Below are 19,860 nucleotides of genomic sequence, written 5' to 3'. Positions count from 1 at the left end.
TGTAGTCATCGCCTGAGTGAGCAGCCAAGTAACCACCAACGACTTACCAAACCCTACATAGGTAGACATCATGAAATTCATGATCTTGGTGCAGCGTACCTGGAACTTCGCAGTCTTCACGAACCGGCCATGCTCCCACGTGAGGCGACGCTATGGCTGGCCCCTGACCGTATTTGGACTGAGCCTGATAGCTTCGACGGCGGTGTTCGCTGCCGACCCTTTAGCGTCCTGGAATGAGGGGCCAGCCAAGCAAGCCATCGTTGAATTCGTCAAGGCGACCACCAAGGAAGGTGGTACTCAATTCGTGGCGCCAGCCGAGCGCATCGCGACGTTCGATCAGGACGGCACGTTGTGGGTCGAGCACCCTGCCTATGGTCAATTGTTCTATTGTCTGAGTCGCGTGCCTGCCGCAGTCGACGCGAAACCTGAGCTGGCTCAGGTCGAACCGTTCAAGACAGTGCTGTCGGGAGATCATGCCGCCATGGCGAAACTGACCCTCGATGACTATCTGAAAATTGCCATGGTCACCCTGAGCGGCATGCCCACGGACGAGTTCAAGCAGGAAGTCCACGCCTGGCTGACCAAAGCCAAAGACCCTCGCTGGAAGCGCCCCTTTACCGAGTTGACGTACCAGCCAATGAAAGAAGTCATGCAGTACCTGCGTGACAATGGGTACAGAACGTACATCGTCACCGGTGGTGGACAGGATTTCGTTCGCGCCTATTCCGAAGAGGTCTATGGTGTACCTCCCGAACAGGTCGTCGGCAGTGCCGGGACTACCGAGTATGGCTACGACAAAAGCGGCAAGCCGCAGCTGATCAAGCAACCCAAGATACTGCTCAACGACAACGATGCCGGCAAGCCTGAGAACATTTACCTACTGGTCGGCCGACAACCCAATGCAGCCTTCGGCAATTCCACCGGTGACAGGCAAATGCTGGAGTACGCCAAGACCGGCAAGGGTGCGCGCCTGGCGATGCTGGTCCTGCATGACGACGCCGAACGTGAGTACGCCTATGGTCCTGCGCAAGGACTACCGGATACCAAGGTGGGCACCTTTACCGACGCGTTATATAATCAGGCGACAAGTGAAGGTTGGACTGTAATCAGCATGAAAAAGGACTGGAAGAAGATTTTCGCATTCGAGTGATATGCAGCTGACAACAGACCCGCTGCGAAAGCTTTTGGCACCTTGCGCACCCTATGTCCTAGGGTGCGCAAGGTAGCCTCAGCCTGAAACAGGGCAAAACCCGACCCTGATGAATTACTGCTGGGTACCGGGCAGCAGTTCAAAGGTAGGGGTAAACGGGGTAATGGCGGCCATCAACTGTTCGAAAGGTTTGTGGTCGCCTTCGAAGGTGGCTTTGCCCGCCGCGACCAGTTGAGCGAAGCTGGTTTTCCTTGCCATCACGCCTTCAAGATCCGACCGGTCAAGGGTGATGGTCAGGTCAGCCTTTTTCGCTTGCTGGCCCTTGATGGTGGTCAGCGTTGAATTGCTCAACTCAACCACAAACTGCTCACCGTTGTCGGGCGTCTTGAGATTCAGAACCAAGTGTTGATCCGCGACTTTACTGCCGTCCAGGGCGATGCCGAGGTATTCCAGCCACAACTCGGTGCTCATGGCGCGGATCATGTCTGGCCCGGTGGGTTTTGGCGGCACTCCCTTGGGCATGCCATGGCGTAATTCGTATGCCGCCGTGAGAAAACTGTTGCGCACGCCGGCACTTTCCTTCTGATAGCCAACCTGCTCGTAGACGTCCGCGAGTAGATCCTTGGCCTGGGTGTTCTGGGGTTCGGCGTACACCAGTTTATTAAGAACTTCATAGGCTTCGCGGTATTTGCCCTGATCGAACAGAGATTTGCCCTTGGCTATGATCTTCTCCGCGCCCCCCATCATTTCCACGTACAACGGTGCCGAATCTTTCGGCGACAACGGCATCAGCGTCGCGGGGTTGGCATCCCAGTAACCCAGGTAGCGGTTGATCACGGCGCGGCTGTTGTGCTCTTCGGAGCCATGGTAGCTATGGGTTGCCCAGTTGTTTTTCAGGCTTTCGGGCAACTTGTAGACGTTTTGAATCTCGTTGATGGTGACGCCCTGGTTGGCGGCGTGTAGTACGGCGTTGTTCAGGTTGGCATAGGCATCGCGTTGCGCGCGCATGACGTCTTGAATTCGCTCATTGCCCCAGCGTGGCCAGCTGTGGGAAGCGAACATGACATCGGCCTGTTGTCCGTAGCGATACAAGGCGTTGTTGATGTTCTTCGACCAGACCAGCGGATCTCGGACCAGGGCACCGCGCAAGGTGTAAATATTGTGGATGGTGCCGATGATGTTTTCGGCTGCCCAGAAGGCTTTGAATTGCGGGAACCACGTGTTCATCTCCGCAGGGGCTTCGGTGCCGGGAGTGCTCTGAAACTCCATTTCCACGCCGTCGATGGTCAGGGTTTCAAAATCTTTCGCGATGTAGCGATTGGGTTCGATCAGGCCCATGTTGCCAATGGAGGCATTTTTTCCGATGGCCATGTCGACATGGCCATAGGGACTGTGCGGCAACATCACACCGTATTGGAAGAAGGCGCGTCGGGTCATGGCGTTGCCGGCGTAGACGTTTTCAGCCACGGCATGCTCCATGAAACCGGTTGGTGCGATGAGCGGGATCTTGCCGCTGCGCACATCGGCTTCATCGACCAGACCGCGGACACCACCGAAATGGTCAGCATGGGAGTGAGAGATCACTATCGCCACGACCGGGCGCTTGCCGAGTTTTTCATTGATGAAATCCAGGGCTGCCTTGGCAGTTTCCTTCGACATCAGGGTGTCGAACACGATCCAGCCCGTATCACCCTTGATGAATGTGATATTGGCCAGGTCAAACCCACGCACTTGGTAAATCTTTCCCGGAACGACCTCATACAGGCCGAAGGCCATGTTGAGTATCGCCTGGCGCTGCAAGGACGGATTGATGCTGTCGAAGTCCTTCTCGTCGAGCAGGAAGTCATAGCTCCCCATGTTCCAGGCGACATTCCCGGCCTCGGCCATGATCTTGTTGTATGACGGTGCAGCGATGAAGCCTTTCCTGGCTTCTTCAAAGTCGCGTTTGTCCGCGAACGGAAGTGACTGGCGTACAGCATTCTGCGCTTCGATCGTGTAGGACGAAGGCGGTTTGCCCTTGCTGTCGAAGTGCGAATTTTGTGTCGCGGCCGGATCAGGACTTGCGCCGTTTACGGCAGCAAAGAGCATAGGGCTGATGCCGCTCCCAAGGGTGATTGCCAATGCCAGATGAAGGGTCTTGTTGTGCATGAGGGGTTCCTGCGCCAGAGGGCCATGAGCGTCAATGCGGAAATTTGCGCTCGATTGTATTTATTGGGTACGCGTCACCTTGACCCGCCTGGCCATGAATAGCATATTCATTTCATTACGAAAAATTCCGTTATAGCCACTTTCGATAACATAAAGGTTATGAGATGACGCCGCGTCGCCTACGTCAGTTTCTGGCACTGATTGAACATGCACACTTTGGTCGAGCGGCCAAAGCGTTGGGGATTTCCCAGCCGGCGCTGAGCAAAAGCATCCAGTTGCTGGAGAGCGAACTGGGCGTCACGCTGTTTGATCGACGCACAGACGGGGTCATACTGACGGCGTTTGGTCAGTTGCTGCGGGAAAAAAGCCAGCGCCTGTTAGTGGCCGAAGAAGATTTGCGGCGCGACATCGCCTTGCTGGCGGGAGGCGATATTGGCGCACTGAAAGTTGCCTTGGGTCCCTATCCAAGCATCACCAGCGGATACGCCAGCATCGCGCGTTTGCATGCCCGGCATCCGCAGATCAAGGTCACTGCTCATGTTGCCGGCTGGCGCGAAGTCGCTCATCAGGTCGCCACCGGTGCAGTGGATCTGGGGATCGCCGAAATCAGCACCTTGCAAGGCCGGGAAGAGTTCACCTGTGAGTTGCTGGGTGAGCATGTGGGCCGCCTGTTTTGCCGCCCCGGTCATCCACTGCTATCACAAAAACGTTCACCAACGCTGGCGCAAACCCTCGATTACCCGTGGGTGGCCTCGCGCATTCCGCTGCGGCTGGCGACCCATTTGCTTCCGGCAACGTTAGGCTGTGCCGGCGCCTACGATCCCTTGACGGGTGATTTTGTACCGGCGATCGAAATAGACGTGCCCATGCAAATCGTCAAATTCGTCGAGAACAGCAATGCCCTGGCGTTAGGCAATTTATCGACGTTTGAGCAGGAAATTGGCACAGGAACAATCGTGCCGTTGCCGGTCCACGACCTCGCACTGCGTACCCGTTATGGCTTCATCTACCTGAAAGAGCGCTCACTGCCACCCGCGGTAGAGGTTTACATGCAGGAGGTGCGAACTGTGGAAGCAGAAATTTGTCGGCGTGAGCGCATCCTGGCCCGGGTGGGCAGTGAGTGAACTGACCGGATTCATTACTTAAAAATACATCAATCTACAGATTGTGTAATATTACTGACTGCGATAGATTCCCGGCCATATGTGTAATGACTTGGGAAGATCATGAAACCTTGCGTAAAAAGCCTGGTGCTCGAACTCTTGGTGGCCAAGGACGGCGCTCCCTTGCAGGTCAGAGAAGCCATCGTCGCCTGTGAGCTATTCGGAATCAGTGAAAACAACGTTCGGGTGACCCTAGCACGCCTCACTATTGAAGCATTGCTCGAAGGTGTGGGGCGCGGGAGCTATCAGTTGGGACCGCAGGCCAAGGATATCTCGTCGCAATTGTTTGAGTGGCGCAGCGTGGAGCAACATCTGCGGGCGTGGGACGGCAGTTATTTGATGGTCGTGTGCAACGCTTTGGGACGTAGTGACCGCAACGTTTTGCGTCAGCGCGAACGGGCGCTGCACATGGTGGGCTTCGCGGAACTGGACAAGGACTTGTACGTGCGCCCGAACAATATCGGGCCCGATACCGAGGCTTTGCGTCGACGCTTGATCGAACTCGGCCTGGAGCCGGCCGCGTTGGTTTTCCAGGCAACGGGTTTCGAAGAAGCGCAGGCACAGCGCATACAGGACCAATGGAACGGTGATTTGCTTAACGACAGTTATCGCCGCACTTGTCAGCAGCTGGAGAGCTGGGCACTGCGCGCCGAGCAGCTGAAGCTCGATGCGGCCGCACGCGAATCATTCATCCTCGGCCGCGAAGCCATTCGCCAGATCGTCTTCGATCCGCTACTGCCAGAACCCTTGGTCAATGTGGCGCTGCGCAACGAATTCTTTGTCTGTACCAAACGTTTCGTGGACCACGGTCACCAGATCTGGCGCACGTTTTTGCAACAGCCTTAAAGACTCAACTGACTCATCACCCAGGCCGGTTAAGGCCTTTGATGTCGAGGATAACCATGCATAACAAAACCAAGATCAGCGATATTCTCAGCCGCGATGAAATCAAGTCCTTTAGCGAGCGCTCAGACGCCTGGGGCACTTGGGCGGTGTGTTCGACCTGGGGAGTGCTGGCTTTAACCTTTATCGGTCTGGCCTGGGCGCGCGAATTTTTGCCGTGGTGGGGATTCAGCCTAGCGCTGATCGTGGGTGTCGTCATCATTGCCGGACGCCAACTGTGCTTTGGCATTTTGCAGCACGACGCAGCGCACGGTACGTTGTTCAAGAACAAGTGGTGCAATGAGGTTCTGGTCGATTGGTTGTGCGCCCGGCCCATTTGGAACGAACTGCGCAAGTACCGCCCGTACCATCTGACCCATCACGCCAAAACCTCTACGGTCGACGATCCCGATCTCTGCCTGGTGGCGGGGTTACCCACGACTCGCCGCTCATTGATGCGTAAGTGTTTGCGTGACCTTTCGGGTGTTACCGGCCTCAAGTTTTTGGTGGGCCGCTTGTTGATGGATGCCGGCGTATTGCAGTGGTCGCTGACCAGCGATATCCGCCGCCTTGCGCAAGAAGGTCGTCGCTGGTGGGACTACCCGCGGACTTTCTTAAAAAACGCCCGCGGCATGTTGCTTACCAACGGTTTGCTCTTGGCAGCGTTCTGGATCAGTGGAGATGCCTGGTTGTATGGCGTTTGGGTGCTGGCCTATATCACTCCATTTCCGCTGTTCATTCGCATTCGTTCTATGGCGGAGCATGCCTGCCTGGAATCAAGCCCGGACGTACTGCGCAGTACCCGAACCACACAGGCCGGCTGGATCGCCCGTGCTTGCGTGGCGCCGATTCGGGTAAATTTTCATATTGAGCATCATCTGATGGCGTCAGTGCCCTACTTCCGGCTGCCTGAATTGCATGCACTTTTGCGACAGCGCGGTTTCGTGCCGCAACCCCCCACTTACTTGCAGGTGCTCAAGCGTGTGAGCACACGAAATCACGAAGTCTGATTGATAAACCGTAGGATCAAGGGATTCAAGGGGCTATAAAAAATAGATCTCCAGGAACGCAATGCGACGTTATTGAGCTATACCCAATAGTCCCCCCTACCGCACTTCTTCCATTATTGGAGGTTGGCAATGAAACCCTGTCTCCCCCTGTCGACGCTTTTGATCACAGCAACTCTCTTCGGCTGCTCCAGTTCAACACACCAGTCAATGAATCTTCCTTTGGCAGCGACTCAGAGGAACCTTGGTCATACAGCCACGACCACCTTGACTGGCGAAGGCAATCAAACCAATTTTGATTTCTACATAACCGGCGTTCCAAACGGAACCATCTTGCCGCCGCGCATCTACACCTTCATCAACAAAGGTAGTTGCCAGCAACCCGGGCCAGCCGCGTTCGCAATGAACGATAAGGTCAACACTGAACCCAATGCAGGCAGCGGTGGATGGACCTTTTACAGGAGCGCGCCGATAACTTTGCCAGACCTGCTTTCCGGCAAATACTCGGTTGTCGTGCGTACTTCACCCGAGGATGGCAGCGCCGATATTTTCTGCGGCGATATTGCACACGTGACTCGATGAACCACCCGTAGTCATTTTGAGTCGAGTCGCGTCGTATATAGCGATTGTGTTTAGCGTATTCAAGTGGGTGTTTATCCGGTTGTAATCCGGGTGTTACATACACCGGAAAAACACTGCAGTCGCCCCGCCCACTTGCAAAATCGGCACTAGACTCCTTCCTGCGCCTTAATCCGTGCACGGTCATGCAACAGGGGGGAAATGATTCTGTACGCAGTACCTAGGCTAATTGCTCGGTGGTCAATGCACGAAGGGTCAACATTGATGTGCACTCATCACCCGGTTGCCAGCACCATGAAACAACGAGGAATCCTGATATGGAACAGCTAACGGATCGTTTCAAACTATCTATAGTGTTTGCTGCGCTTTTGTCTTTGAACGGAGTAGCCCACGCGGCTCAAACGGAAAAGACCAATATTCTGTTTATCGTCTCCGACGATACCGGCTATGGCGACTTGGGCCCTTACGGCGGTGGGGTCGGTCGAGGCATGCCGACGCCCAGCATCGATGAGCTGGCGGCAGAAGGGGTCACTTTTTACTCGTTTTATGCCCAACCCAGCTGCACACCTGGTCGGGCGGCCATGCAAACCGGGCGCATCCCCAATCGTAGCGGCATGACCACCGTGGCCTTCCAGGGCCAGGGCGGCGGCTTGCCTGCAGCCGAGTGGACATTGGCCTCAGTGTTGAAAACCGGCGGCTATGACACCTACTTCACCGGGAAATGGCATTTGGGCGAAGCCGATTATGCACTGCCCAATGCGCAAGGTTATGACGTGATGAAATACGTCGGCTTGTATCACCTCAATGCCTACACCTATGCGGATCCGACGTGGTTCCCGGACATGGACCCGGAAACCCGCGCGATGTTTCAACGGGTGACCAAGGGCGCATTGTCCGGCAAGGCGGGTGAAAAACCGGTCGAAGAATTCAAGGTCAATGGCCAGTACGTGGACACGCCTGTGGTAGATGGCAAACCCGGCGTGGTCGGCATTCCGTTCTTTGACAACTACGTCGAAAAAGCCGCCCTGGAGTTTCTCGACACGGCAGCCAAATCGGACAAGCCGTTTTTCATCAACGTCAACTTCATGAAGGTCCACCAGCCGAACATGCCGGCCCCGGAGTTCGTTCATAAGTCCATGTCCAAGTCCAAGTACGCCGACTCTGTCGTCGAACTCGATACCCACATCGGCCGCATCATGGACAAGCTCAAGGCGCTCGGGCTGGATAAGAACACTCTGGTGGTTTACACAACTGACAATGGAGCCTGGCAGGATGTTTACCCGGATGCCGGCTACACGCCGTTCAGGGGAACCAAAGGTACTGTGCGTGAGGGGGGTAACCGGGTACCGGCCATTGCCGTCTGGCCAGACAAGATCAAGCCGGACACAAAAAATCACGAGATGCTCGGTGGCCTGGATTTGATGGCGACCTTCGCCGCTGTTGCTGGGGTGAAGCTGCCGGAGAAAGACCGCGAGGGGCAGCCGATCATCTTCGATAGTTACGACATGACTCCAGTGCTCACCGGCAATGGCCCGTCTCCACGTAAGGAGTGGTTCTACTTTACCGAGAACGAATTATCCCCGGGTGCGGCCCGAGTTGGAAACTACAAAGCCGTGTTCAACCTGCGCGGCGATGATGGTGCACAAACCGGCGGTCTGGCTGTCGACTCCAACCTGGGATGGAAAGGCGCAGAAAAATATGTGGCCACCGTGCCGCAAGTCTTTGACTTGTGGCAAGACCCGCAGGAACGTTATGACCTCTTCATGAACAACTTTACCGAGCGTACCTGGACGATGGTGCCGATCACGGGCGCAATCATCAAGCTGATGAAAACCTACGTGGATTACCCACCACGCAAACTGCAAAGCATGGGTTATGACGGGCCAATCGAACTGTCGCAATACCAGAAATTCCAGTACGTGCGTGACGTCCTGAAAAAAGAAGGTATCAACCTGCCGATGCCAGCGGGTAACTGAGCAAACAGGCGAAACATGGCGACCTCATCAGGGGTCGCCACTTCGCCGTTTTGACGTTTGCGAGCAACCACCATTCGTGATACCAGCAGATGCTTCAGCGGGGCTGGAATCACTTAGGAAACAACAGCGTATACGCCACCCGAAATCCCCAGCCTTGCGCGCCATCTTTCGGGCTGTCAGCCCAATACCGCGGGCCAACTTGCAAGCTCATGGGTTGATGACCCACTTTGAACAGCTGGGTGACGAACAGGTTGATTGGCACCGACCATTCGCGGGTCTGCCAGTCGTAGGTGGACTCGGTGTTGATACCGAAGGTGGTATAGGTATGGGTGGTGTAGCTGAAGAACGGTTGCAGAAAAGTCTGGTTGATTTTGTCCTTGTCGTCAGGCGGGCTGTTGTCCAGCGACCAGATGTGATTGGCCAGAATACCGCGGGTCCAGCCGTTACTTTGTTTAAGAGCAACCACGGTAGGACCCGCCCCCCATTGTTCACCGCTCAATAGCTCATCACTGCCGGTTGGCACCAGGATTACCGGTCCAGCCCCCCAAATCCAACCGCTCGCGGTCGGGTGTTTGGGTGAAAAAAAGAAGCTCTGGGTCACATCACCGACCCCGGACTTGTCCGCCTGCCCACCCGGTACCAAACCGTGTTGATCGATGACTGGCAGGATGGTTCGGGAAATAAGGTTCCACTCGTCATTGAGGGTAAAGGGCAGCACCGGCTGGATATTGGTGACGCTTTGGTAGCCCTCGCCACTGGGGCCGAGTTTCTGGTTCCAGTTGTACTGAATGGGCACGCTGTAGAGCGCGGCCACCGGATTCAATGATTGTTTGGCCAGCTCGGCCTGGCTGTCGGCAGTTCGACCGATGTTAGGCCAAAGAATCGCCAGGGCCATAACAGGCATAAGGTGAAGGACTTTGCTCATCAGTAGCTCCTTCTCGATATCGAGAATGTGCACTGCCACTCCGGTTGGACCGCCTCGATACGCAGCGGCCCCGAAGAGCTTAGTTCAGTTTTATTGACTAGTATCAATTCGACTTGAGGGGACGCGTGAAGTACCTGGAGTTACACCATGGATAAGTGTGCGTCCGCTACGTTGATTCAAAAATGGATAGTACCGGGGTTAACCATGCCAACCAGAACAGCTGCCCTGCCAACTTTTACACTCCTCGCGCTGTGCTGCCAGCAAGTCTGGGCCGGCGGCATCATGCTCTATGAAATCGGCACCGATAACGCCGGTCTGGCCAACGCCGGTGCCGCCGCCCGTGCCCAAGGCCCCTCGACCATCGCCAGCAACCCCGCGGGCATGAGCTATCTGCCAGGCACGCAAATCACCGCCGGCTTGCAGGTTCTGTACGGCGACCTGAGCTTCGACCGCGACTCCGGCACCAACACCCCGGGCAGCGGCAGTGGCAACGCCCTCGATCCGATTCCCGGTGGCAGCTTCTTCATCAGCCATGAACTCGACGAGCACTGGAGCGTCGGGTTCGGTCAGTACGGCGACTTCGGCCTGGCGGTCAATTACGACAACGACTGGTCCGGCCGCTACTTTGCGCAGAACTCCAGCCTGCTCGGCCTGTCGCTGGTACCGAGCGTGGCTTATCGCTTCAATGAGCAGTGGTCGGTCGGCCTGGGCATCAAGGCCATGTACGGCATGTTAAAGGCAGACACCGCCATCGACCGCTCCCCTTTCGGCTTCACTGACCGCTCTGACGGCCAATACAAGTACCGGGACAACACCTGGGGCTATGGCGCCAACGTGGGCGTGATCTACGCCCCGCAACCCGGCACGCGCATCGGTCTGACCTACACCAGCCAGGTCGAGCTGGACTTCAAGGACCGGCTGGACGTCAAGGGCGACGGCCGCCTGCTCGAGCGCGTCAACAACACCGAAACCGAACTGGACATGAAGGTGCCGCAAACCGTCACCCTGAGCCTTTTCCAGCAACTGGACCGGCAATGGGCGTTGCTCGCCTCGGCCAACTGGCAGGACTGGTCCGAGTTCGGCGACATCGGGGTACAGGTCGACACCACGGCACTGGGTGCGCAATCGACAACAGTCGACGCCGGCTTCAAGGACACCTGGCACCTTTCCCTTGGCGCGCAATACCAGGCCACCGAGCAGTGGTTGTGGAACGTCGGCGTGGCCTACGACAGCAGCGCCGTCTCCGATAGCAACCGCAGCGTGATCGTGCCCATGGGCGAATCCTGGCGCATTGCGACGGGAGCCACCTATGCTCTGAACAAAGACACCGACGTCAACGTCAGCTGGGCCATGGTCTGGCTCGGCGACATGCCGGTGGAACAGACCAAGTCGATCTCGGGCAATCAAGTCTCCGGTGAGTTCGACAACGCCTGGATTCAAGCCCTGACAGGCAACATGACCTGGCGCTTTTGAAGCGTTACCACGGAAAAACACGACTTAGTCTATGGAGCACTCACCACTATGAACCTGTCCCGAAACCTGCTCATCGGCGCTGCACTGGCCGGCTTGATGCTCAGCGGTTGCACCTCGCAAGTCACCGAAAAAGACCAGTATTCAGGCTTCCTGTCCAACTACAACAATCTGGAAGAAGTGACGACCACCAGTGGCGAGAAAGCCATGCGCTGGATCAGCCCGTCATGGAGCCCGAATGCGTATGACACGGTGGTCTTCAACAAGCTGGAGCTGTATCCGGCGCCCAAGCCTGACGAGCGGGTCAACCAGCAGACGCTGGACGAATTGCAGAGCTACATGACCAGCAAGGCCAAAGGTGTGCTGGGCCAGAAATACCGGGTGGTGTCGACAGCGAGCACAGCGCCGGCCGGGTCAAGACCCCTGATCCTGCGTGCAGCAATCACCGGAGTGAGTGCCTCCAACGAAGGCATGAAGTGGTATGAAGTGGTGCCGATCGCGGCTGTGGTCGGGGCCACACAAGCCGCCACCGGTCACCGGGACCAGGACACCAACCTGTTCATCGAGGCAGAGTTCATCGACGTAAGAACCAATCAAACTGTGGCCAAAGTGGTGCGCAAAGTATTCGGCAGCCAGCTGTCGAACGAGAGTCAGAAAATCACCACGCAAGACTTCAAGGCCGCGATCGATAAATTGAATGCTGATCTCTGGGCGTTCATCCGCAGTTGAGCCCTGTTTCAACTGCCAACCCAGGTTGGCAGTTGAATAATCGTCAAAAAGAGGACTGCTGCCATGTGGGCCTGTTCATGGTTTCTAATTTCAAGATTGCCGAGGCCGCTGCTCACTGCGGCGCTCATCGCCAGTGTGCTCGCGCTGGCTGCCTGCGCGACGGTGGATGCGCAGACGACCGCGTACGTCGGGGTTGAACACCCCGCGCCAACCCTGGCCAGCGAAGTGCAGATCATGCGCCTAGCACCCACCCGACCTTTTGTGCGGCTAGGTGAAATCCTGATCGACGCCAGCATTGACCCGGCGCCACCCATCACTCAAGTCGAAGAGAAACTGCGTGAGCAAGCTGCGACGCTTGGTGCAGACGCGGTAGTCGTGGTTTACGACCAGATCCAGCCCGTGGCCGCGTATGTGTCAGGGCCGCTATGGAGCCGTGACATAAATACGATCCAGGGACGCAAACTCAAAGGCATTGCCATCAAATATCAATAATGAGGTGCGCAACAATGAAAGCTATCTTGTCCTGGCTTACGATTACGTTGGCAACTGTACTGATCAGTGCCTGCTCCGCCGTAGGATCAACCGATGGCGGTGCCGGTGAAACCGCAATTCGCTCAGGGAAGATCGAGCAGATATCACTGACGCAAATGCAGACCAATCACGACAGCGGCGTAGGCGCCGTACTCGGTGGCCTTGGCGGACTCGGTATTGGCAGCCTGATCGGTAGCGGCACTGGGCGCGATGTCGCCATGGTAGCAGGCGCGCTCGCCGGAGCTGTTGGCGGCAATTACGCAGAGAAGAAAAAGTACGACCAACCCATCGAGGCACAACAGATCATCGTGCGGGTCAAAAGTGGCGTGCTGGTATCGGTGATCCAGCCTATCAATCCGTCTCTGAGTAAAGGCATGAATGTTTATATCGAGGGTTCAGGTAATGATGCCCGAGTGGTACCGCAAGGCAGTTGAAAGGCGGGGGACATAACCGATTTCATTCGAGCAACTGGCGACGCCTGGCGCCCGGTGACAAGGAAAACCGGCGCCGACAAGCGCGATTGAACACACTTTGTTCGCTGTAACCGAGAAGACCGGTAACTTGGGACATAGGCATGTGTATCTCCGCCAGATAGTGGTCGGCACGCTCGCGGCGTAGCGTCTCGACCACTTCATCGAAGCTTCGCCCTTCCTCGGCCAGCCTGTGTTGCAACATAAACACGTGCATGCCGAGTTGTTCGGCCACGCTCAATGAAGTGGCAAGGCAGCTAAACAGTCGCCCTCGGAAAACACTAAACTACGAAACGCTCGCTGAACGATTCAGCCAATCTGTTGCATCGACCGGTTGAATCCACAGTTGAAAACAGACATTTCAAAACAACCCTCCCAATGCAGCGGGCTCCCAGTTCATGATCACCAGTTCACCGCTGACCTCAGCCTTGCCCTGCCGCTGGTTGGTCGTGGTGTAACGAATGTCCAGTGTCTCGAAGTGAAAGCCCTCGAACACCCGTCGGATGTCGGGGTGATCGTTGATGCTGACCATCACCCTGCCCTTACAGCGGCGCATAAATTCCGCCATCCGCTCATAATTCTCAAACGGAAAGTCCACCCCATACCCTGCGGTCTGCCAGTACGGCGGATCCATGTAGTGGAAGGTATGGGCACGGTCGTAGCGTTCCGCGCATTCCAGCCAAGGTAGGTTTTCGACGTAGGTACCCGACAGGCGTTGCCACGCGGCGGAAAGGTTCTCCTCGATCCGCAGCAAGTTGATTGACGGGGCGGTGGTCGCGGTACCGAAAGTCTGCCCGGAGACCTTGCCGGCAAAGGCATGGTGCTGAAGGTAGAAAAATCTGGCAGCACGCTGGATGTCGGTGAGGGTTTCGACGCGGGTCATCTTCTGCCACTCGAACACCTGGCGTGAGCTGAGCGCCCATTTGAATTGGCGCACGAACTCTTCGAGGTGGTTCTGCACCACACGGTACAGCGTCACCAGGTCGCCGTTGATGTCGTTGAGGACTTCAACAGGCGCAGCCTGGGGCCGCATGAAGTACAGCGCGGCACCGCCGGCAAAGACTTCGACGTAGCATTCGTGCGGTGGAAACAGGGGAATGAGGCGATCGGCCAGACGGCGTTTGCCGCCCATCCAAGGGATGATGGGGGTAGACATGATAGCAAGACCTTTACTGTATAAATAAACAGGTGCTAGGCTCGCTCCGCTTTGTGCACAGAGCAGGAGCCTTGGCGGGACTTGCAGGGACAATCTGCGGGGACGGTGACCAGCCTGGATGTTGACGCATCCAGACTGGCCGCTCCTTTTACTTTGAGTTTGAAACTTTTGACTCGGGCCGACTCATGCGCCCGGGTGATCAACCCGGCACTTCAAGCACGACTTTCTGCGGCTTGCCGGAGGCCTTGGCCTTGCCCTCCTTGCCGCCATTGCACTCGACCGACACCGTCCATCCGGACGGTGTGAACGTGTGATCGACCGACTCCACCAGGTATTCGCTATCAAGGCCGCGCTTGAAGCCCTGCACCTTGATCATGATTTCGGCAAACAGATCGGTCCGGCCCGGCAAGTCGAGGCGCACCGAGGCGGTGGATCGGTTGAACGCGGCCAGACGTGCCTTGGCGGCCTCGTCGGCCGCCGTGCGGTCCGGGTAGATATGGCGATCGGTGTGCACCGGTGGCATGCCTTCGGGCACGTTGGGATTGTCCAGGTGCGAGACCAACAACTCCCCGCTGGCGAGGTCCTGGTACTGGGTGTTGACCCCTTGATGGGCGCTGCGGTCGCTCAAGCGAAACTGCCAGCGGGTCACGTCACTGCGCTGCAAGCTGATCACAGCCAAGGTCTTGCCACTGGTGCTCTGCCCACCCTGTCGCGGCAGGACCAGCAGCTTGCCGTCGGCCACCTTGGCGGTGCAGTCGTGTTTTTTGGCCACTCGGGTGATGAAATTGAAGTCCGATTCGTTGAGCTGGTCCATGCGCGGCACCCGGGTATCGACCGGGCACGACGGCTGCCAGCCATTGCGCGCGGCCACATCACCGACGATCTGCGCCAAGCTGACGTCCTCCCAGCTGCCGCTTCGCGTGGTCTTGCCGCTGCCGCGCATGTCGCTGGCCTTGCCGCTGATCACCAGCGTGTCCGGTGGGCCGGAAACGGCCACCTCGTCCACGGTGTAGCGGCCCATGCGCGTCAGGTCGGCGCCGGCATAACCCAGGTAGACCTCGATACTCGCGCCACGCACGGGCAGCGACACCGCGCCGTCGCGGTCATCAATGCGCAGCTCAAACGAATCTGAGGCCATCCCGGGCCGATCGGCCAGCTGCAGCGACACCAGACGATCATTGATCAGGCTGGTGATGTCGGCACCGTCGGCCACGATGCGAAAATTAGGCGTCATGGATTTTTTCCAAAAAAAAACCCGCACAAGGCGGGCGAGAAAGTAAGGAGTTTTAAACAAGGAGCGACACCAGTGTAGTCCATCAATCCCACAACGAAATGACGCTGTCGGTCTCGACCACCAGGTCCGGCAGCGTGATCAGCACGCCGGCCCGGAACGGTTGCGGCTCATCGGCCAGCCCCTGATTGGCGGCCAACACCGCCTCGACGCTGCGGTTCAGGTGGCCGTAATAGTGGTGGCACAGGGTATCGAGCAGATCCCCATCAGCCGTTCTGCAGGTCATCGCCATAACGGACAAACTCCAGTGAAAAGCCCTGCTTGCGCGGGATCGCCCCGGGCAGCAAAGCGCTTTGCTCTTCTTCGATATTGGTCAAAACCCAGTTGCCCAGCACCTCGCCATAACCCGTGGTCAGGTTCAGCGGCAGCAACTTGGCACCGATGCTGCGCAGCCTATCCAGCTGCTTCAGCCCACCTTTGAAGCTCGGGTAGATCGCGCCCTTGATGGTGATTTTCTCCTCACCCAGACCCACTGCCTGCTGTGCTGGGCGCCGGGTCAGACGTTCCTGCGCGGCCCAGCGAAACGCCGTCTGCCGGCGCAGTTCGTCAAACGCCGCGGTGTCCAGGTTGAAGTAGTACGGCCGCTCATTGGCTTTCAGCGGGTAGAGTATCAGCAGGTGCGGGAATGGCTTCACCGCGTCGGGAATCGGCGACATGTCGCCGGCAAACCACTCAGTGGGGAAGATGTTGCCCAACGCGGCATTGGCCTTGCCGGCGACCTTGCTGAACGCCGCGCCAAAGCGGCCAATCTGCTCAGTTAACGCGGAAAAGTGCTCATCAAACTGCGCCAGCGCGCGCTGGGTCTGGTTGTAGTAGCTGGCCACCTTGCCGATCTTGGCCTGCGCCGAGTTGATTGCACTTTGCAGACGGCGGGTCTTGTCGCTCAGGTCCTCGCTGAGAAAGGGCAAGCCTTCCAGCGCATCGGCCGCCCCGCTGATTTCATTGAGCGCGCCATTCATGGGCCCGGTCATCGACTCGATGTCCGTACGGCCGGTTTCACCGGCATCGACCATGTACTTGAGCCCGCCCTGCAAGTGCTGCAGGTAGGTCTTTTCATCCGACATAACACTTCCTTAGCCCACATGGGGCGCATCAAACAACTGGCGGTCACGCGCCTCCCGGGCGAAGTCGTCAAACTGACGGCGCAGGTACGGCATCATTTCCTGAACGAACTGCGCCGGGTCTTTCACATCGCCATGCACCTGAAAAACCGGGGCCGGGGCGAAGGTGAACTGCTGATCGACCTTCGGCCATTCGGGTGTTTTTGCCGCCGTGCTCGACATCAATGCCGCCGCCGTGACCGGCGCGGCGGGGGCGTTGTCCATCGCACGCACGACCGCGCCAACGCCCTGGCCGGCGGCCATGGGCAAGATACCGATCGGCGCTTTGGCCGGCGTGTCCGGCCCGCCAAACAAGGCCTTGCCCATGGTCGCGCCCACGTCACCGCCGCCCCACGCGCCGACCATGCCACCGATCACTCCGCCAATCGCGGTTCCGATCAGTGGGATGATCGAACCGATGGCCGCGCCGGCCGCTGCACCCGCCAGGCCACCGGCCAGACTCCCCGCCGCCCCGCCGTAACCTTCAGCCTTTTCATCGCGGGTGGTGGCGTTCAGGTAAGTGTCCACTACCTGGTAGCCGGCAGCAGCCACCGCCACCGCCCCGCCCGCTTTCACGCCACGGGAAAGTCGATTGGCAGAACCTTTTCCCTTTCGACCTGGATCGCGATCCAGTCCTTCGCCATCACCGTCCTTCGCGTTGGTCACGAACACCCGCTGGACGATGTTGGATCGGTCGCCGGCCGAACCACGGGCGATGTTGGCCAGCCCCCGACCGATTTTCAGCGCGGCCCAGGCTTTGCCCAATACCAACGCACCAGCAGTGAGTGCCGCCAGGCCCAGCACCGCCTTGGGCGTTTCCTCGGACAAAGCGGTCAAGCCACGCGCCGCCGCGCCAATCCCGATGGCCAGCGCATCCGTCGCCGGACGCAGGGCATCCCCGATAGCCCGCAGCGAATCGTTGAACGCCTGACCGGTTTCGGCCCAGCGTTGTGACGAGGCTTCGCGCCGCTCGCTCAGGTTCTTGTCGAGAATGTCCTTGCGTTGGCCGTTGGGGTTCGAGGCGTCCCTTTTCAGGTCCGCATACAGCTTTTTGTTCTGGGTGTACGCCATCAGCGCGGTCTTGACCTGCATGTCGGCAAATACATCACCGGTACGTAGGGTCGCGGCCAGAGCATCGGCCATCGCTTGCGCCTTGGCCGGGTCCGTCTCCTGGTTGATTTTGGTCAGACCCTGATCCAGCTGTTTGGCCTTTTTGGGGTCGGTCTTTTCCACGTACCGGCGAGCCAGTTCAAAACTGGCTTCAAAGGTCGACAGGCCCTTGGCAATGGCGGCGTTCATCGAGCCCTGATAGTCGATCCCGGCATCGGCATAACCTTTGACCGTTTCCCCTGAACCGATTTTCGCAATCCAGTTTTTCAGGTTGTTCGCCGCCTCATCGGCACTGCCGGCGCTCTTGATCTGCACCTGCAGCATGGCGCCCAACTGGGTCACCGCATCCTGACCGGTGATGCCGCTGCTGGCCATCTGCGCCAGCAGTTCCGGAAACCACTTGGCCATGTCGGCCGCTTCGAAGCTACCTTGCTGGCCCAGCAACGCGACCGACGCCAAGGCCTGTTCCATTTTTTTCGGGTCGGTGATCTTAGCGTTGTTCTGCATCGCCAGAATCATCTTCGCCGTGTCGGTGCCCGACGCGCCCTGCCCGACCGCAAACTTGGCCGCCACCGGGGCGTACTTCAGCGCTTCGGTCAGATCCATGCCGCCGCCGACCAGTTGGTTCACCAGCTCGGCCACCTGGGTGTTGGCCATGCCAGTGTCTTTCGAAGTCTGCACGATGTCCCGCGCGGTGTTCACTTCCTGCTGGGTATTGGCGGTACCGGACTTGATCGCGATGTCGCGGATGATCGCCTGAAAATCTGCGCTGACTTTCGTCGGTACCGCCGCCAGGGTGGTGCCGGCCACCGCCGTGCCGAACCCACTGCGCAGGCTTTCCCGCCCCTCCTCGACCTGCCCCATGCCTTTGGCCTTGAACTCGGCACTGCGCACCACCTTGCCCAGCGCCAGGTACTCCTGACGCAGGCGGCCGACTTCAACCCCCTGCTTGCGCAAACTGTTGGTGTTGGTCTCCAGTTTGCGCAGCAAGGCATCGGCATTGGCCGCCCCGCTGTCGTGGGCTTTTTTCCATTCATCGCGCAGGCGTATGGTCTCGCCGATGACTTTCTGCAAACCTTTGGCGCGCGTGGTTTGCACCTCCAGCTTTTTCATTTCGCCGCTGACGTTCTTGAAGGCGGCGCCGAGCGAAGAATCGACGGCGCCACCAATCACCAGCCCGAGCGAGAGTTTGTTCGCCATGCTTATCACCTACGTGCGACGGGGTGGGCTCAATCCGTGAGCCACCAGACCATCTCGGAAAACGACAGGCCCTGAATCTCGGCCGCCGAAAAATTCAGCTCGACGGCCAGGCGTTTAGCCAGGGCCTTTTGCAGGCGGGGGTTAAACCCCGTCGTCCGCTCCCAGACGAAAATAGGCGGTCTGCAGACGACGGTAATCACGCATCAGCAGCCCCTCCAGATCCGCGCGGCCGATACTTGCCAGGCTGCAGAACAGGACCATTTCCTGTTCTTCTTCGTTGCTTCCGCCCTGCAGGGTCGCGGCGCGCATCTCACGCACCGTCGGCTCGCGCAGGGTCAGCTTGTCGACCTTGATGCCATTGGCCTCGCTCGGTTTGGATAAGATGACGGTGGCGATGCCATCGCCCAGTTGCAGCCACTTGGGCAGAACATTGTCTTTTGCGTTGCTCATGGTGGTGCTCCTTACATGCCCAGGGCAGACCGCACGGCGGCCAGTTGATCGGTGCCATCGATGACGCGGATCGAGTTGAGGGGATCGATTTCAAACATCACGCTGCCGTCGATCTCCAGCTTGTAATAGGTCACGGCGACGGCGTACTTGAACTCGCCTTTTTCACCCGGTTTCCAGTCCCCCGAATCGACTTCCTTGAGGCTGCCACGCAGGGTGGCAACCACAGACTTGACCACACCCTTCTGGCCCTTGAAGGCGCCGCGGAACGAGGCGTTGAACCCGGTCAGGTCGGACTGACCGAAGAACTTCAGCACTTCGCGACGCACGCCGTTGGTGAGGAAGCTGGCTTCCAGCTTCTCCATCCCCATGTCGAGTTCCACCGCCGCATCCATGCCGCCCGCGCGGTATTCGTCAGTCTTGAGGGTCAACTTGGGCAAGGTCAGGCTCGGGACATCGCCTTGCAGGCTGATGCCGTCCACGAACAGGTTGGTGTTGTAGAGCACTTCCGGAATCATAAAGCGGC

20 protein-coding genes are annotated in these 19,860 nt (G+C 58.1%); 10 read left to right on the top strand and 10 right to left on the bottom strand.

Features of this window, described 5'->3' with window-relative positions; all coding sequences use genetic code 11:
• Nucleotides 1-70: 70 nt before the first annotated feature.
• Nucleotides 71-1,150, top strand: a complete 1,080-nt coding sequence (locus tag ABIE16_RS28430) for an HAD family hydrolase (RefSeq protein ID WP_429522434.1) — start codon at nucleotides 71-73, stop codon at nucleotides 1,148-1,150.
• Nucleotides 1,151-1,264: 114 nt separating this feature from the next.
• Here the strand turns inward: ABIE16_RS28430 and ABIE16_RS28425 are convergent, their stop codons facing one another.
• Nucleotides 1,265-3,298, bottom strand: a complete 2,034-nt coding sequence (locus ABIE16_RS28425; RefSeq protein WP_429522433.1) for an alkyl/aryl-sulfatase — start codon at nucleotides 3,296-3,298, stop codon at nucleotides 1,265-1,267.
• Nucleotides 3,299-3,462: 164 nt separating this feature from the next.
• Between ABIE16_RS28425 and ABIE16_RS28420 the strand changes: the two genes are divergently transcribed.
• The 5 genes from ABIE16_RS28420 to ABIE16_RS28400 all read left to right on the top strand — a co-directional run bounded on the left by ABIE16_RS28420 (nucleotide 3,463) and on the right by ABIE16_RS28400 (nucleotide 8,905).
• Nucleotides 3,463-4,422 carry a LysR family transcriptional regulator gene (locus tag ABIE16_RS28420; RefSeq protein ID WP_429522432.1) on the top strand — a complete coding sequence of 320 codons (960 nt, stop codon included), beginning with the start codon at nucleotides 3,463-3,465 and terminating at the stop codon, nucleotides 4,420-4,422.
• Between the two features lie 126 nt (nucleotides 4,423-4,548).
• Nucleotides 4,549-5,307: a PaaX family transcriptional regulator C-terminal domain-containing protein gene (locus ABIE16_RS28415; protein WP_429522431.1), complete on the top strand. Its 759-nt coding sequence runs from the start codon at nucleotides 4,549-4,551 to the stop codon at nucleotides 5,305-5,307.
• Between the two features lie 56 nt (nucleotides 5,308-5,363).
• Complete coding sequence (locus tag ABIE16_RS28410) at nucleotides 5,364-6,353, top strand: fatty acid desaturase family protein (RefSeq protein WP_429522430.1); 990 nt, start codon at nucleotides 5,364-5,366, stop codon at nucleotides 6,351-6,353.
• 129 nt (nucleotides 6,354-6,482) lie between these two features.
• On the top strand, nucleotides 6,483-6,932 hold the full coding sequence (locus ABIE16_RS28405) for a hypothetical protein (protein ID WP_429522429.1): 450 nt from the start codon (nucleotides 6,483-6,485) through the stop codon (nucleotides 6,930-6,932).
• A gap of 314 nt (nucleotides 6,933-7,246) precedes the next feature.
• Nucleotides 7,247-8,905 (top strand): arylsulfatase, encoded by a 1,659-nt coding sequence (locus ABIE16_RS28400; protein ID WP_429522428.1) that lies wholly within the window; start codon nucleotides 7,247-7,249, stop codon nucleotides 8,903-8,905.
• Nucleotides 8,906-9,014: 109 nt separating this feature from the next.
• Here ABIE16_RS28400 and ABIE16_RS28395 read toward each other — a convergent pair whose 3' ends face one another.
• Nucleotides 9,015-9,809: a transporter gene (locus ABIE16_RS28395; RefSeq protein WP_256580488.1), complete on the bottom strand. Its 795-nt coding sequence runs from the start codon at nucleotides 9,807-9,809 to the stop codon at nucleotides 9,015-9,017.
• Nucleotides 9,810-10,034: 225 nt separating this feature from the next.
• On the opposite strand from ABIE16_RS28395, the gene ABIE16_RS28390 reads away from it, so the two are divergent.
• The 4 genes from ABIE16_RS28390 (at nucleotide 10,035) to ABIE16_RS28375 (ending at nucleotide 12,994) form a co-directional block, all read left to right on the top strand.
• Nucleotides 10,035-11,303, top strand: coding sequence for an OmpP1/FadL family transporter (locus ABIE16_RS28390; protein ID WP_429522427.1), 1,269 nt, complete (start codon nucleotides 10,035-10,037; stop codon nucleotides 11,301-11,303).
• Between the two features lie 48 nt (nucleotides 11,304-11,351).
• Nucleotides 11,352-12,029 (top strand): DUF3313 domain-containing protein, encoded by a 678-nt coding sequence (locus ABIE16_RS28385; RefSeq protein ID WP_429522426.1) that lies wholly within the window; start codon nucleotides 11,352-11,354, stop codon nucleotides 12,027-12,029.
• Nucleotides 12,030-12,092: 63 nt separating this feature from the next.
• Nucleotides 12,093-12,521, top strand: coding sequence for a hypothetical protein (locus ABIE16_RS28380; RefSeq protein WP_429522425.1), 429 nt, complete (start codon nucleotides 12,093-12,095; stop codon nucleotides 12,519-12,521).
• A gap of 14 nt (nucleotides 12,522-12,535) precedes the next feature.
• The gene (locus ABIE16_RS28375; RefSeq protein ID WP_429522424.1) at nucleotides 12,536-12,994 is read left to right on the top strand and encodes a glycine zipper 2TM domain-containing protein; all 459 of its coding nucleotides are present in this window, start codon (nucleotides 12,536-12,538) and stop codon (nucleotides 12,992-12,994) included.
• Nucleotides 12,995-13,016: 22 nt separating this feature from the next.
• On the opposite strand, the gene ABIE16_RS28370 is transcribed toward ABIE16_RS28375, so the two are convergent.
• The 8 genes from ABIE16_RS28370 to ABIE16_RS28335 form a co-directional block, all read right to left on the bottom strand.
• Complete coding sequence (locus tag ABIE16_RS28370) at nucleotides 13,017-13,235, bottom strand: helix-turn-helix domain-containing protein (protein WP_429522423.1); 219 nt, start codon at nucleotides 13,233-13,235, stop codon at nucleotides 13,017-13,019.
• A 156-nt stretch (nucleotides 13,236-13,391) separates the two neighbouring features.
• A complete protein-coding gene (locus ABIE16_RS28365) occupies nucleotides 13,392-14,186 on the bottom strand; it encodes a DNA adenine methylase (RefSeq protein ID WP_429522422.1) in 795 nt (264 codons plus the stop codon).
• Nucleotides 14,187-14,385: 199 nt separating this feature from the next.
• Complete coding sequence (locus ABIE16_RS28360; RefSeq protein WP_429522421.1) at nucleotides 14,386-15,420, bottom strand: phage late control D family protein; 1,035 nt, start codon at nucleotides 15,418-15,420, stop codon at nucleotides 14,386-14,388.
• 82 nt (nucleotides 15,421-15,502) lie between these two features.
• Complete coding sequence (locus ABIE16_RS28355) at nucleotides 15,503-15,709, bottom strand: tail protein X (protein WP_057716592.1); 207 nt, start codon at nucleotides 15,707-15,709, stop codon at nucleotides 15,503-15,505.
• Entirely contained in the window at nucleotides 15,684-16,541 is an 858-nt protein-coding gene (locus ABIE16_RS28350) for a phage tail protein (RefSeq protein WP_429522420.1), read from the bottom strand. The genes ABIE16_RS28355 and ABIE16_RS28350 overlap by 26 nt, the downstream gene beginning before the upstream one ends.
• A gap of 9 nt (nucleotides 16,542-16,550) precedes the next feature.
• Complete coding sequence (locus tag ABIE16_RS28345) at nucleotides 16,551-18,887, bottom strand: phage tail tape measure protein (RefSeq protein ID WP_429522419.1); 2,337 nt, start codon at nucleotides 18,885-18,887, stop codon at nucleotides 16,551-16,553.
• 141 nt (nucleotides 18,888-19,028) lie between these two features.
• Nucleotides 19,029-19,337 carry a phage tail assembly protein gene (locus tag ABIE16_RS28340; RefSeq protein WP_008020753.1) on the bottom strand — a complete coding sequence of 103 codons (309 nt, stop codon included), beginning with the start codon at nucleotides 19,335-19,337 and terminating at the stop codon, nucleotides 19,029-19,031.
• 11 nt (nucleotides 19,338-19,348) lie between these two features.
• Nucleotides 19,349-19,852 carry a phage major tail tube protein gene (locus tag ABIE16_RS28335; RefSeq protein ID WP_429522418.1) on the bottom strand — a complete coding sequence of 168 codons (504 nt, stop codon included), beginning with the start codon at nucleotides 19,850-19,852 and terminating at the stop codon, nucleotides 19,349-19,351.
• Nucleotides 19,853-19,860 lie beyond the last annotated feature (8 nt).

Origin of the sequence: Pseudomonas sp. 2725 (genome assembly GCF_050434585.1) — a bacterium.
Lineage (GTDB): Bacteria > Pseudomonadota > Gammaproteobacteria > Pseudomonadales > Pseudomonadaceae > Aquipseudomonas > Aquipseudomonas jessenii.
The sequence above is the reverse complement of the archived record's forward strand: the minus strand, read 5'-3'. Positions and strand labels throughout refer to the sequence as shown.